The organism is Niabella pedocola, assembly GCF_021044425.1.
In the GTDB taxonomy this organism is placed as follows: domain Bacteria; phylum Bacteroidota; class Bacteroidia; order Chitinophagales; family Chitinophagaceae; genus Niabella; species Niabella pedocola.
The window spans coordinates 213,784-227,822 of record NZ_JAJNEC010000005.1 but is presented as its reverse complement, the minus strand read 5'-3'; the positions used below and the strand labels follow the sequence as shown (position 1 = coordinate 227,822).

Genomic DNA, 14,039 nt, shown 5'->3' with positions numbered 1-14,039 from the left:
CTTTTACAACAATGAAACAAATGATAGTTAGAAAAAAGGCTTCGGTTTGGGCTTGTGTAGCCCTGCTTATTGTTGGTTTTTGCTCCTGTGCCAAAAAGCTGGACCTGTATCCCAGGGATCAGTTTGCCAATGATGTTTTCTGGACCAGCGAAGCCAACGTAAATGTGGCCTTAACCGCGTTATACCGGGGGAATATTCAGATGCAGAAAGCCGCTGAATTCGGCCCAACTGACTGGTGGTCGTATAACGGGTTGCTGTTTCTTGAGTTTGCAACCGATAATGCTTATGACCGCAGAGGCGATAACTCCAATTTCAATAAACTTACCAATGGAACGCTTACCGCCAATATCGGGGATTATTCTAATTACTGGAGCAACAGCTATTCCCGGATTTCGCGCTGTAATTATTTCCTGGACAATATTGGTAAGGCGGTCATCGGGGATGCCCTGAAAAAAAGGGTGATTGCTGAGGCGCGGTTCCTGCGGGCCACACAGTATCTGTATCTCTCTACTTATTTTGGGGCCGTTCCGTTGGTTACCGGTGTATTGCAACCCGATGAGGCCAATAAGGTAACTAAAACCCCTTTAAGCGATGTACAGGTTTTTGTGGCAAAAGAACTCACCGATGCGGCGGCCGACCTGCCAACGGCCAAACAACTGGTTGCGGCGGAAAGAGGACGCGCCACACAACAGGCGGCACTGGCTTTTTTAGGGCGTTTGTACCTGCAGCAGGAAAACTGGCAGCAGGCGGCTGTAACATATAAAAAGATCATAGATCTGAATGAGCACCTGATCGATCCGGATTATGCCAGCCTGTTTAACGGTACCAACGAAAGCAGCAAGGAAATTATTTTTGCAACGCAGTACCTGGTTGACCTGGCACCCAACGGGATGCTACAGCATTTCTTTCCCGCAATGTCGGCAGGCTGGGGTATTTTTTGTCCGCTCGGAAGCCTGGCCGAAGCCTATGACTTCAAAGATGGCAGCGCGTTTTCCTATAACAGTCCGCAGTACGATCCCGCAGATTTTGGAAAGAACCGTGATCCGCGGCTGGCGGTTACCATCCTTTACAACAATGCGCTTTTTAAAGGAGCGCCTTATATCAGTCATCCGGATATGACCAGTTCTCCGGATCAGCTAACATTAAGTAAACAAGCTACCAGAACGGGTTTCAGCATGCGGAAGTTTGCGTATGACGGCTTTGGAGGTGGCGATCTGCAGAATTCCGGTATCGACCTGCCTATTATCCGCTATGCAGAAGTACTGCTCAGTTACCTGGAGGCCCAGGTACGGATGGGCATTGTAGGGCAGGGGCTGCTGGACGAAACGATCAATAAAGTGCGTGCCCGCGCTTCAGTTTCCATGCCCCCGGTTACGGAACAGGATCCGGCAAAGCTGATGACCCTTCTGAAAAAAGAGCGCCGCGTGGAGCTGGCGCTGGAAGGTACCCGTTTATGGGATCTTTATCGCTGGAACGATGCCGTAACGGTATTGCAGGGTAAATTCTTCGGGGCCTCTTATCCGGGCGCAAAGAACTTAAGGAAGGCACCCGACGGAGCTACCGATCCTGATAGCCGCTGGTATGTGACATCGAAGAATTTTAAAGCCGAAAATTATCCCTGGCCGGTACCACAGGCTGAAGTAAATATTAACCCCAATCTGAAATAAATTTTATTTTTGATCATGCAGAAAAAATGGATGTTTACCGCAATACTTGCCTGGAGTCTGTTATCCGGGTTTTGCCAAACCACGAACCGCCCGAATGTGTTGGTGATTTATACCGACGATCTGGGTTATGGAGATTTAAGTTGTAACGGTGCAACGGCGATCGCAACGCCCAATATCGACCGGCTCGCGCAAAACGGCGTTAATTTTTCCAATGCCCATGCCACGGCCTCTACCTGTACGCCTTCCCGGTATTCCTTGCTTTCGGGCAGGTATGCCTGGCGGAAAAAAGGAACCAATATTCTTCCGGGCGACGCCAACCTGGTCATCCCCACCGATATCACCACCCTGCCAAAAGTGTTTCAGCAGGCCGGCTATGTAACCGGGGTAGTGGGGAAATGGCACCTGGGGCTGGGGAACCAGTCGCCGGTAGACTGGAATAAGGAAGTTACACCCGGGCCCAGGGAAGTAGGGTTTGATTATTCGTTTATATTTCCTGCAACGGCAGACCGGGTTCCCACGATCTTTATGGAAAATCAGCGGGCTATCGGGCTGGAGGAAAAAGATCCGATCGCTGTTGACTATCATAAAGCGTTCCCGGGAGAGCTGACAGGAAAGGAGCATCCTGAACTATTAAAGCAGCCCAATGATCCCCGGCAGGGACACGACGGGCATATTGTAAATGGTATTGGCCGTATCGGGTTTATGCAGGGAGGAAAAAGGAGTGAATGGACGGACGAAGAACTGGGGTATGTGTTCAACAACAAGGCCGTGGATTTTATCGATCAAAGCCTGAAAAGCAAAAAGCCCTTCTTTTTATATTATGCCATTCATAATATTCATGTTCCCCGTATGCCCGGAACAGAATTTAAGGGAAAAAGCAGGCTCGGTTACCGGGGCGACGTGATCCTGGAAATGGATCATAGCGTGGGTGTGGTAATGAATGCACTGAAAGAGCGGGGGCTGTTAAAAAATACCATTGTTATTTTCAGCAGCGATAACGGGCCGGTATTGAACGACGGATATATCGACCAATCGGCCGAAGCTGCAGCTACACTTCATCATAAAGCCGCGGGAATTTACCGTGGCGGTAAATACAGCGCTTTTGAAGCCGGTACAAGAGTACCTTTTATCGTGCAGTGGCCGGCGAAGGTTGCAGGAGGAAAAAAATCAGCTGCGCTGGTAAGCCAGATCGACCTGATGGCCTCGTTTGCTGCCTTGCTGAATGTAAAACTTCCAAAAGGAGAATTTACCGACAGCAGGAATTATCTTTCAACCTTAACGGGCCAAACGGCAACGCACCGGGATTATATTGTGGAACAGCCGGCCAACAGCGCTTTATGTATTGTAAAAGACGGTTGGAAATACCTCAGCCCTTCAAAAGGACCTGCACTGATGGGTGCTGTAAATATTGAAACCGGCTACAGTCCGGAGGATCAGCTATACGATCTCAACAAGGATCCGGGCGAGCGAACGAATCTTGCTGCAAAATACCCGCAGCGGGTACAGGAGCTGAAAGCGCTGCTGGAAAAGATAAAAGCAGAATAAAGCCCATCCGGGCAGCTGCAGATCGCAACGCTGCTGTTTATAATACGAATGCGGGTGTGTGATCCCGAACGAGCGTTTTGGCTGCGGCGGATCAGCATCTGTGAAGTATCAAGCGCATTGCAGATGCTGAAACAAGTTGTTGATGACCGGTTGCTCCTGGTATTGAAGATCCGCTTTCATGATGCCGGGCGCAGTTAAAAACATTTTTTTTATCCGGGAGGACGCCTCCTTTTTTCGGAACCGGGTAGCCATTGCCTGAGATTTTATTTCAAAGATGGGCACGATCTGCTTAACTTGCAGTTTAAACCCCTCTTGCAATGAAAAAAATCTACCTGTTTATGATGATAATCTTATTGATGTTTGGCATCAATAAGGGATATGCACAACCACTGCTAGCCGGTGATATTGCATTCGTAGGCTATAATGCCATCAACTCCAATAACAACGAATCTTCATTTACGTTTGTTGTTTTAAAGACCGGAGGTATTGCAAATAATACCATCATCAATTTTACAGACAACGGATGGAATACGGCACTTTCTCCTGCAGCCCTGGGAACTGCGGAAGGTATTATTCAATGGAAATCCACCGGCGCGTTATCGCAATTTGCACAAGTTACCATAAAAGCAACCGGGCAGGCATCCAGCGTTCTTTCGGCATCTGCCGGTAACGTTTCTTATTCGGGATCGGGGTTGTTTATTTTGTCTGTTGGGGGAGACCAGGTGCTGGCCTTTCAGGGCACCGCTGCTTCACCCACCTTTATTGCCGGTATACATATGAACAGTGAGATCCTGTCCGGAACGCAACTTGCCAGCACCTATGCCGGCTGGGACAATATCGGAGGTACTTCCTGGTCGTATATCCAAACACGGTCGGCCCTGCCTCCCGGTCTTACAACAGGAGTGAACGCCATCATGGGCTTGCTTTCGCCTGGAACCAATGGTGCTGAATTTGATAACGGCATCGTGAAGTGCACCGCTACTTCCGCCGGATCGTTGGCAACGCTCAGAGCCCAGCTCAACAATCCCAATAACTGGGACCTGAAAAATGAGGGCTTGGTTCCGTATCCGTTACCCACAACCTGTGCTTTTTCGATTGCACTGCCGGTATCTTTTGGCCCTGCTACGGCCTCGGTGCAAAACGGGGTATTGCAGGTGAACTGGACCACGGAATCTGAAAAACAGAGCGACCATTTTGATGTGGAAGCATCTGTTGACGGGCTCGCATTCCAAAAGATCGGTTCGGTTGCTTCAAAGGCTGCGGCGGGCAATGAGGCTACCGAACTCCACTATCAGTTTGAAATCGATCTGCAATCGGAAAATGCACTCCTGGGTGCAGGTATGGCCTCCATACTGGGGCTTATCATTGCTGCAGGCCGCCGCCGTATCACAGTGCAGGCATTGCTGGCGCTGGCATGTATCGTACTCATCATCGCGTCATGCAGCAAAGAGGCTTCAGTGCCGGTTGATAAAGATAAGGAACTGTACATCCGTATCCGCCAGGTTGACCGGGATGGTACCATACAATACTCCAAAGTGTTCAAAGCCGGTATTGACTAAAACTGTGTAACCGATCGCTTTTCGGGTAATACCGGCGATGCAGCTGTAAATTTCAGCATTGTTTTTATCGGCGGGTTCACTCGTGAGCGGCCCCCACACCTTTACCGGTACAAAGTAGCGGTACCCGCCTGCCTTTCCCGGAAAGACCCGGAAGAAACATGCGCGTATTAAATTCCTGTATTGTCTGAAGCCTGGTTTTTTATAACTTTATCAATCAGGGCAGATCCATAACTGCGTTATTGAGAAATGTGCGCCCGGATGTTTTTAACAGGAGCGCCTTAGCCGGTAGTTTATCCGGTTCGGCGTAAAAAATATCCGGTTGGCGCTACTGCTTTTGGGTATTGAATCCGTTGTTGTTATTTTGATTTTTAATGAAAAAGAGCCTTCTCATTTTTCTGCTTTTCCTTTGGATCCGGCTGTTTGCGCAACAACCGGTGGTCTTTCATCAGATTACAACCGCCGACGGATTAAATGATGGCTGGACGCATGCGATATGCCAGGATAAATATGGCTATATGTGGTTTGCTTCGGGCGGCGCATTGAACCGCTACAATGGAAAAACGATCCGGCAATTTGGTTATGATCGTACCGATAGCAGTGCTCCCCCGGCTTCGGTTTGTAATGCGATGGCCTGTGGGCCCGATGGCCGGCTATGGTTCGGTTTTTGGAACGAGCTGGTGGAATTCGATTATACGTCTTTTACATTCCGGAAAATAAAAAAGGCAGCCGGGTTTACTGTAAACACCATTGTGCCTGTTGCTGCGGACCGCCTATACCTGGTGTCAAGATCGGGTTTACGCTGTTATAATCCTGTAGCCGACCGGTTTGAGCTGCTGAGCAATGATAGCGCTTCGAACCGGTTACTGGGCGCCATAAAGGCCGGCAGCGCTTTTCTGAACGGAAATGACCTCTATCTCGGGGGTGAGGGCTACTATCTAGTTTATAATGTAAAATCGGGAAAGGCCAGGCATTACGCGGTAAAAGAGCTGGAAGGAAAAGTGATTCATAAAATAATGGTATCGGACGCAGGGGATGTTTGGCTGGCCAATCACGCAGCTTTCCGGCTGCTGCGCATTGATGGGCAAACCCAGCAAGCCGAAGTGCTTGACCATTTACTGGTAAAAGATCAAAGCGATGTAAAAAGTTTGGTAAACGGATTTGCAGAAGATGACAACCATACCATCTGGATCATTACCAATCTGAACGGATTGCTTTGCTATAACCCGCAACAGAAAAAGCTAACGCATTACAAGTATGCCCCGGATGCTAAAAATTCCTTGCTCAGCAACCTGATGTTTTCGATCTGGAGGGGGAAGGATAAGAGGATATGGCTGGGATCCGATATCGGGGTAAACTATGTCGATCAGCAGAAAAATGTATTCAAAGTGGGCTATCCCTTTGGCAGCGCCGATGTACATACACTTACCCGGGGTATTGAAGAAGACCATGAAGGCAACCTTTGGTTTACGACCGGCAATGGTATTTCAATGTATCATGTGCAAACCGGCAGGTACCAGGTGTGGAGGAACCAACCCGGCAAGCCGGATATGATCTATTTTAACTCGGTACGCGCCATTGTTGAAGACGCGAACCATGATATATGGGTAGCTACGGGCGCCGGTGTAAACCGCCTGAACCGGGCAACGGGTAAGATGGATTTTCTTACCATCAAAGATTCTATACCGCAATCATTTTATTTTAGTGCCAACAAAACCAGCGACGGTACGCTGTGGTTCGGCTCAAGAGACTATGACGGGCTTTATTATTATATACCTGCCGAAAGAAGATTTCACAGTGTGGCCGCTCATCCTGTGTTAAAGAAATATACAGGCTACACGGTACGGTTTGTATTTGAAGACCGTAAGAAAAGGATCTGGTTTGGTTATAATGGCGACGGGGTGTCTGTATATAATCCTTTAACCGGTGCTACAAAACTTTGGAGAAGCACCGATAAAACGCCCAACACCATTGTCGGGGATGTGATCATCAGCATTAACGAGGATAAAGATGGTAAAATATGGGTATCAACCTTCAATGGTGTTACCTGCATTGATGCGGATAAAAATATATTTACTTCTTATACGGTGAAGGATGGCTTGCCCAGTAATATTGTGGGAGGCATTGCGGTTGACGACAGCAACCGGGTATGGTTGGGTACTGCGGCCGGGATGGTAATGCTGGGAAAATCAAGACGTTATTTTACCTCCATAGGCGCAGGGGCCGGGTTGCTGATCACTGATTTTGCGGAACACCCGGCCATAAAACTAAAAAACGGCGAATATATCATGCCGTCCCGCAGGGGATACGTACAGTTCAATCCCCTGCAATACAAAACAGACCGGACCGCTGCCCGTTGTTTTATTGCGGATATCGGCATCAGCGGTAATAAGCATGTTCCCATGCGTACCATCAACAGCAGTGACGTGATTGCATTAAAGCAGGATGAGAATTTTTTTACCATAGAACTTGAAGCTGTAAGTTATAATGCGCCGGTGTGGTATGCCTACAAACTGGATGGGTTGGAAAAAGACTGGCATTATACGCAGGATCCCAAAGTGGTTTACAGCAGTGTGCCCGGCGGCGATTATACATTTTTGTACAAGGCCTCTTCCAATATAAGCAACTGGAATGGGGAGGAAAAACGGCTCCGGCTGCAGGTTGCCACAGTTTTTTACAAAACCGGGTGGTTTAAAACCATTGCGGCACTGCTTATAATGCTGTCCGTCTTTATGTTTTATCGTTTCCGGATGAACAAACAGCGACAGATTTTAAGCCTGGAAACCAAGGCCGAATCGCTGGAGAAGGAAAAGACGATGGTACAGTATGAAAGCCTGAAACAGCATTTGAATCCTCATTTCCTGTTTAATTCTTTAACCGCGCTGCGAAGTTTAATTAAGAGTGATACCAAAACGGCAACCACCTTCCTGGATGGAATGAGCCGGGTATATCGCTATGTGTTAAAGAGCGATGAGCAGGAACTGGTGCACCTGCAGGATGAACTCGAATTTGTTAAAACCTTTGTTGAGCTGCAAAAGACCCGTTTTAAAGATGGGTTGGAAGTAACGATTGATATACCGGATACATTGCTCAGTAAGTATATGGTGCCGGTAAGTTTGCAAAATCTCGTGGAAAATGCCATTAAACACAATACCGCTGATATCGAATGCCCCCTGCGTATCCGCATCTTTGCGGAGGATGATTATGTGATTGTAAGAAACAACCTGCAACGATACCGCATGGTTGAAACAAGTAATAAAAGAGGATTGGCAAATCTGCAAACCTTATACCGCTATTATGCAGATAAACCGGTAGTCATAATAGAGGACGGGCAGTATTTTACCGTAAAAATCCCATTGCTATAAAATGATTGTAAAAAAACAGTAACCAGCCGGTGGGGCATATACTAAAACCAATAAAAAGAAGACATATGAGAGCTGTAATTATAGAGGATGAAAGCCTGATTGCGGAAGAGATGAAGGCCAATATTGCTGCTGTTGCGGATGACGTGCAGGTGATCGAAATGCTTCCAAGTCTCAAAACGGCACGCAGGTGGTTTATGAACAATGCGGCCCCGGATTTGCTGTTTATGGATATCCGGTTGAGTGATGGATTGAGTTTTGAGCTCTTCGATGAATTTACGCTGAACTGTCCGGTTATTTTTTGTACGGCGTATGAAGAATATGCGATCCGTGCCTTTAAAGTGAACGGGGTGGATTATTTATTAAAACCGGTGCAGGAGGAGGATCTTAAGAAGGCCATTGACAAGGTAAGAAGCATGCAGGAAAATAAAAATTTTGTTCCGGGTGATCTGCAGCAACTCGTACAGTATTTTTCCAACCCGTTATTGTCGAAAGTACAATATAAAGAGCGGTTTGTGATCAATTCCGGCAATAAATGGGCCCCGGTGGAAACCAGGGCTATCGCGCTCTTCTATAAGGATAACCTTAACTATGTGTACACGTTCAATGGCGACCGGTTTATTTACGATTTTTCGGCACTGGAGGATATCGAGGAAGTGCTTGACCCGGCGATCTTTTTCAGGGCGAACCGCCAGGCCATTATCAATATTCATTCCATCCAGTCGGTAAAGCCACACGGCAACCAAAAGCTGGTGGTTCAGTTAAAACAGCCCTTGAAACTCGAAATTGACATCAGCAGGGAAAAGGCTCCGTTGTTTAAAAAATGGATCGACCGGTAACGGTTGATCCGTTAACGCAGGCTTTTATCTTGCACAATAATTGTTTCCAAATAACGATAGCCCACTGCTTTGGAGACGCCCCGGGGCCACCCGGACATTTTATTCGATCACTTCAGCAAGTTGTTTATCCGTTTTACATAACTGTATTTTGAAGACGGCGCATCGGTATTGCATTTTTGTGTAACAAAACAAAAATTGATCAATAAAAAAACAATGCAATGAACGTATCAAGAATCTTCGGAATAGTAATAGCAGTTGCATTCGGTATTGCAAGTTGCAAAAAGGGTACAGTATACATTCCCGTTGAAAAGAAACCAGTAGCTTATAAGCGGATCTCAAAATCAGTAGAGACATATTCGGATGGAAGTAAAGAAACCTATACGTTAACGTATGATGCAAAAGGGCGGCCCGCCACTTATACCAGCGATACAAAGAAAGATGTTTTCAATTTCCAATCGCCCGCTATGTTACTCGTTACCGAGTATGATTTGCCCGGCAACCTGCTTAGCCGCACCTACGAATGCACGCTGAATGAACTGGGTGCCATTACCCAGATGATTTTTAAAAATACCGAAGGTGCCATTACCTATACCTATACGTATACCTACAATGCCGATGGTTATATGACCGGTGTTAAAGGGTCAAGCGGAACGAGTTTCTTTGAGGAAGCGCCGGAAATGAAAGATGGTAATTATATTGCTTCCAAAACCACATTCAGTGGCGGCACCGTTTACAACAAGCAGTTTTTTTTCAGCAACGTACCAAACCTGCAACCCGGCGGCTTTTACCATTACTGGCCGCTGGCAACATTGTTTGGCCGGCCTTCCAAAAACCTGATGGTGGAGGCAAAAACATTTCAAACGAATGGAAATCTTTACTGGCATGTCCAAAACCATTATACCATATCTGCCGACGGATCGGTAGCCAAGTATACCACGGATATTGTAACCTCCCGTGAAACTTCGGTAGTGGAGTTGGAGTATGAGTAAAACATCGGGTGCGTATGTATGATGGAAGGAAGGATGTTCTTATGTATTTCTCCGGGTGTCTCCCGAAGGGGACGCCCGGGAAAGTAAACGTATATAATCGGCATTATGTTACTCTTTCTTGTTATTTTCTTATTACCAGGGAACAGGCAATTATTGCCGGCACCCCTGCAAAGTTCCAAATGGTCCAGATAGAGTCCCGGTAGGTTGCTTTTCGATACAATCTTTTTCAGAAACGTCCACGCCTCATACAGGAGATGTGGGTACCCTGCTAAAAACAAAAAAGGGTTTCATTCAATGAAACCCTTTTTTGTAGTAGTGGGAGTTGACGGGCTCGAACCGCCGACCCTCTGCTTGTAAGGCAGATGCTCTGAACCAACTGAGCTAAACTCCCGATATGTCAAGTACTTCTTTTGAAGCTTCTTTGTCCCTGTGTTACAGTGTGTTGTTCCGTAAAGGGATTGCAAAGATAAGGGGAAGTTTTTTTATATTCAAAATATTTTTCAAAAAAATTTATTGCATTTTGCAGCATGTCATTTTACTGCACATTTGTTAAAGAAAAAGGGAAGGGAACGGTTCATGAAGTGTATCATGATACCGAATACGGCTTTCCGCTGGAATCGGATAATGAACTGTTTGCCCGGCTGGTGCTGGAGATCAACCAGGCCGGTTTGAGCTGGGAAACCATCCTTAAAAAGAAAGCGGCGTTCTACAGCGCATTTGATCAGTTTGATATAAAAAAAGTAAGCCGCTATACCCAAAAGAAATTCGATGCATTGATGGCCGATGCGGGCATTATCCGGAACCGGCTGAAAATTAATGCGGCCATTGAAAATGCCAAAGTGATCACCGGTATTCAAAAAGAATTCGGGTCGTTTAAAAACTGGCTCGATCAGCATCATCCCAAAACCAGGGAGGAATGGGTAAAGCTGTTTAAAAAACATTTTAAGTTTACCGGGGGGGAAATCGTCAATGAATTCCTGATGAGCACCGGCTACCTGGCCGGCTGTCATGCAGCAGATTGTCCTACGTACAAAAAGATCCTTAAGAAAAAGCCGATGTGGATGAATGCCGGGGTCAAACGTTAAACCTGAAACGGTTCCGGACTAATGCAGGATCACGGTTCCCAGAAGATTGGTGATCTCCCGCTCCATGTCCTTTAACGATTTGTGGATGAAGTGGAGCTCCTTAAACTTATGTTCGCTCAGCTGGCCAGCCATATCGTTCTGATTTTGCAGCAGCATGCGGCGGATCTTTTTGAGCTTCAGGTATTGAATGGCGGATTCTACTTTTTGATTGGTCCGGTCTTCGGAGATCAGTTTGTATTTGTTCAGATCCTTCTCGTTGCCCTTGCTGATCACCTGGGAAAATGCCTCAAAACTTTGTTTGAACAGATCGCGCTGGTAACCGGTATTGGGACTGAAGTCGGCGGCCCAGCGTTCACTTTCCTCATAGGGGTGGTTGAGCAGTGATACCGCAAAGGCGCTGAGTTGTTTATTCTCGTTGTAGATAAAATATTTATCGTTCAGCTGTTCGGGATGATTGCGCAGCAATTGCTTAATAGAAGCCAGTAAAAGATTGACCTCCGGGTCTTCAATTTCCAGTTCGTCAATTTCATCAAACACGTGCTGGGCAATGGATGCATGATCATCCCATTGCCGGCTGCCGTACTCCAGCAGCACACGCGCCAGTTCTTTTTCCTGCAACTGGTCTTTAAACAGCAGGTCAAAGGTGGCATCGTCATAACTGCCCAAGGGATCCTGCAGAACCGGCTGCTCTTTTTGGGCGTTGCTGGCTGCTTTGCGCTCCATTGCGGTTACTTTATCCCGGATGTATTTGTTTACCAGGGCGTGCAGGCCGGCCTCGTCGATCTGCAGGATGGCTGCAGATTCTTTAATATAATCCTGCTGTTTGGTAAAGTCCTCGGCCTTATTGATCCGGCTGATCGACTCCGCGATCTTATTTACGAGTTCCGATTTTTTTACCGGGTCATCGCCAATGGTGGTTAGTGAAGACTCCAGCTGGAACAGGATAAAGTCTTTCTTGTTTTTTTTGATAAAATCGGTAAAGGCACCGGCACCCACTTTGTTTACATAACTGTCCGGGTCCTCTTTGTCCGGGATCAGCACCAGCTTTACATTCAGGCTTTCTTCCAGCGCCAGGTCCAGCCCCCGCAGCGCGGCTTTTACACCGGCTGCATCCCCGTCGTAAATAATGGTGAGGTTGTTGGTGTATTTTTTAATCAGCCGCAGCTGGTCTACCGTAAGTGAGGTACCGCCCGATGCCACCACGTTTTCAATGCCGGCCTGGTGCAGGGAAACCACGTCGGTATATCCTTCCACCAGCAGGCATTCATCTGCTTTTTCAATAGCGGTGCGGGCAAAATAGGAACCGTAGAGGATCTTGCTTTTGATGTAGATCTCATTCTCGGGCGTATTGATATATTTAGGTGCTTTATCCGTCGTTTTTAAAATACGGGCACCAAACCCCATTACTTTCCCGCTGTGATTATGCACGGGAAAGATCACCCTTCCCCGGTAATTGTCGAGCAGGGTACCATTGCGCTCTACGACCAGCCCCGTTTTGATCAGCAGGTCTTTATTGTATTGTTTGGCCAGGGCCTCTTTGGTAAAAGCATCCCGTTCGGCAGGGGCATAGCCCAGTTTGAATTTTTCAATGATCCCTTCGCGAAATCCCCGTTCTTTAAAATAACTCAGGCCAATGGCGCGTCCTTCCTCCGACTGCATCAGTGCTTTGGAAAAATACTGTTCGGCGAAATTATTGATGATAAACAGGCTGTCTGCGGTCAGGTACTGCTCTTTTTGCTCCGCGCTGGCAAAGGTTTCTTCCACTTCAATACCATACCGGTTGGCCAGCCATTTGAGGGTTTCTACATAGCTGTATTTTTCATGCTCCATAACGAAGCTGATGGTATTGCCGCTCTTGCCGCAGCCGAAGCATTTGTAAATTTCCTTGGAAGGGGATACGGTAAAGGAGGGGGTCTTTTCGTTATGGAACGGACAAACACCCAGGTAATTCGCACCTCTTTTCTTTAGCTTAACAAACTCGCCTACAACGTCCAGGATATCGATCCGGGCTAAAATCTCCTGTATGGTATTCTGTGAAATCACGGGCCGAAATTACTGAAGACTGTAAAAAGAACGAAATATTCCCACTAAAAGTAGTGTGCCGTCAATTAATCCAGGTAGATTTCTCCGGTAAGGTATAGTTTTCCCTGTCCGCTGATCTCCACCCGGTCATTAAGGTAGCGGCATTGCAAAAAGCCCTGGCGTTCCGAGAGCTGCAAGGCGGAAAGCTGCGTTTTGTTGAGCTGCTTTGCCCAATAGGGCACCAGGCTGGTGTGTGCTGAACCAGTAACCGGATCTTCCGGGATGCCGGATTGCGGCGCAAAAAAGCGGGATACAAAGTCGGTGGTTTGCCCCGGTGCGGTAGCCATCACCCCGCGGGCATCCAGTATGCTGATGGCGCCGAAATCGGGCTGCAACGTTACGATATCATCCGTTGTATCAAATACCAGCATGTAATCGGTTTTGCCTTTGAAAGCCCGGCGGGGTGCTTTATTAAAGCAGCTTTTCAGCTGTTCCGTCAACGGCACTTCTTGCAGCGGGTCTGCCGGAAAATTGAGCGTCAGCCATGTTTCCTCCCGGGTAACGGTTAAGGCGCCGCTTCTCGGGGAGTAAAACCGGATGCTGTTGCCCGCATATCCTTCCCGGTGAAACAATACAAAGGCAGCCGCCAGCGTGGCATGACCGCAAAGGTCTACTTCAACAGTAGGCGTAAACCACCGGATCTCAAACTGGTCTGCCTGCGGTACATAAAATGCCGTTTCGGCCAGGTTGTTTTCCATGGCGATCTTTTGCAGCAGGTCGTCCGGCAGCCAGTACTCCAGCGGGCATACGGCGGCGGGGTTACCGGAAAAAACCTTGCCGGTAAAAGCGTCTACCTGGTATATGCGTTGTGTCATCGGTATATTGATTTGAAAGGTATTGTGTTCCTGTCTGCGTTCAACATTGCTCTGAAACAGGTCTTTGCTCCGCTAAGATAAAATAAAATGGGTGTCTTA

Annotated in this window: 9 protein-coding genes and 1 tRNA gene; 7 read left to right on the top strand and 3 right to left on the bottom strand. The window is 47.4% G+C overall.

Annotated features, from left to right (window positions below; all coding sequences use genetic code 11):
- The first annotated feature begins 11 nt into the window (after positions 1 to 11).
- From LQ567_RS08625 to LQ567_RS08600, 6 genes are all read left to right on the top strand, one after another.
- On the top strand, positions 12 to 1,667 hold the full coding sequence (locus tag LQ567_RS08625; protein ID WP_231004099.1) for a RagB/SusD family nutrient uptake outer membrane protein: 1,656 nt from the start codon (positions 12 to 14) through the stop codon (positions 1,665 to 1,667).
- A gap of 15 nt (positions 1,668 to 1,682) precedes the next feature.
- The gene (locus LQ567_RS08620; protein WP_231004098.1) at positions 1,683 to 3,212 is read left to right on the top strand and encodes a sulfatase-like hydrolase/transferase; all 1,530 of its coding nucleotides are present in this window, start codon (positions 1,683 to 1,685) and stop codon (positions 3,210 to 3,212) included.
- Between the two features lie 338 nt (positions 3,213 to 3,550).
- On the top strand, positions 3,551 to 4,771 hold the full coding sequence (locus LQ567_RS08615) for a hypothetical protein (protein WP_231004097.1): 1,221 nt from the start codon (positions 3,551 to 3,553) through the stop codon (positions 4,769 to 4,771).
- A 371-nt stretch (positions 4,772 to 5,142) separates the two neighbouring features.
- The gene (locus LQ567_RS08610; protein WP_231004096.1) at positions 5,143 to 8,133 is read left to right on the top strand and encodes a sensor histidine kinase; all 2,991 of its coding nucleotides are present in this window, start codon (positions 5,143 to 5,145) and stop codon (positions 8,131 to 8,133) included.
- 65 nt (positions 8,134 to 8,198) lie between these two features.
- Positions 8,199 to 8,969 carry a LytR/AlgR family response regulator transcription factor gene (locus LQ567_RS08605; protein ID WP_231004095.1) on the top strand — a complete coding sequence of 257 codons (771 nt, stop codon included), beginning with the start codon at positions 8,199 to 8,201 and terminating at the stop codon, positions 8,967 to 8,969.
- Between the two features lie 218 nt (positions 8,970 to 9,187).
- The gene (locus LQ567_RS08600; RefSeq protein WP_231004094.1) at positions 9,188 to 9,958 is read left to right on the top strand and encodes a hypothetical protein; all 771 of its coding nucleotides are present in this window, start codon (positions 9,188 to 9,190) and stop codon (positions 9,956 to 9,958) included.
- Positions 9,959 to 10,274: 316 nt separating this feature from the next.
- On the opposite strand, the gene LQ567_RS08595 is transcribed toward LQ567_RS08600, so the two are convergent.
- A tRNA-Val gene (locus LQ567_RS08595) sits at positions 10,275 to 10,349 on the bottom strand.
- 136 nt (positions 10,350 to 10,485) lie between these two features.
- Here LQ567_RS08595 and LQ567_RS08590 point away from each other — a divergent pair.
- Positions 10,486 to 11,043 (top strand): DNA-3-methyladenine glycosylase I, encoded by a 558-nt coding sequence (locus tag LQ567_RS08590; protein ID WP_231004093.1) that lies wholly within the window; start codon positions 10,486 to 10,488, stop codon positions 11,041 to 11,043.
- A gap of 18 nt (positions 11,044 to 11,061) precedes the next feature.
- Here LQ567_RS08590 and dnaG read toward each other — a convergent pair whose 3' ends face one another.
- Together dnaG and LQ567_RS08580 are read right to left on the bottom strand one after the other, a co-directional pair.
- A complete protein-coding gene (dnaG, locus tag LQ567_RS08585; protein ID WP_231004092.1) occupies positions 11,062 to 13,086 on the bottom strand; it encodes a DNA primase in 2,025 nt (674 codons plus the stop codon).
- A gap of 65 nt (positions 13,087 to 13,151) precedes the next feature.
- On the bottom strand, positions 13,152 to 13,940 hold the full coding sequence (locus LQ567_RS08580; RefSeq protein ID WP_231004091.1) for a PhzF family phenazine biosynthesis protein: 789 nt from the start codon (positions 13,938 to 13,940) through the stop codon (positions 13,152 to 13,154).
- Positions 13,941 to 14,039 lie beyond the last annotated feature (99 nt).

Bases quoted from the DNA above. Each gene is read 5' to 3' on its own strand.
- LQ567_RS08625 (WP_231004099.1), top strand. From the start codon at position 12: ATGAAACAAATGATAGTTAGAAAAAAGGCTTCGGTTTGGGCTTGTGTA.
- LQ567_RS08620 (WP_231004098.1), top strand. From the start codon at position 1,683: ATGCAGAAAAAATGGATGTTTACCGCAATACTTGCCTGGAGTCTGTTA.
- LQ567_RS08615 (WP_231004097.1), top strand. From the start codon at position 3,551: ATGATGATAATCTTATTGATGTTTGGCATCAATAAGGGATATGCACAA.
- LQ567_RS08610 (WP_231004096.1), top strand. From the start codon at position 5,143: ATGAAAAAGAGCCTTCTCATTTTTCTGCTTTTCCTTTGGATCCGGCTG.
- LQ567_RS08605 (WP_231004095.1), top strand. From the start codon at position 8,199: ATGAGAGCTGTAATTATAGAGGATGAAAGCCTGATTGCGGAAGAGATG.
- LQ567_RS08600 (WP_231004094.1), top strand. From the start codon at position 9,188: ATGAACGTATCAAGAATCTTCGGAATAGTAATAGCAGTTGCATTCGGT.
- LQ567_RS08590 (WP_231004093.1), top strand. From the start codon at position 10,486: ATGTCATTTTACTGCACATTTGTTAAAGAAAAAGGGAAGGGAACGGTT.
- LQ567_RS08580 (WP_231004091.1), bottom strand. From the start codon at position 13,940: ATGACACAACGCATATACCAGGTAGACGCTTTTACCGGCAAGGTTTTT.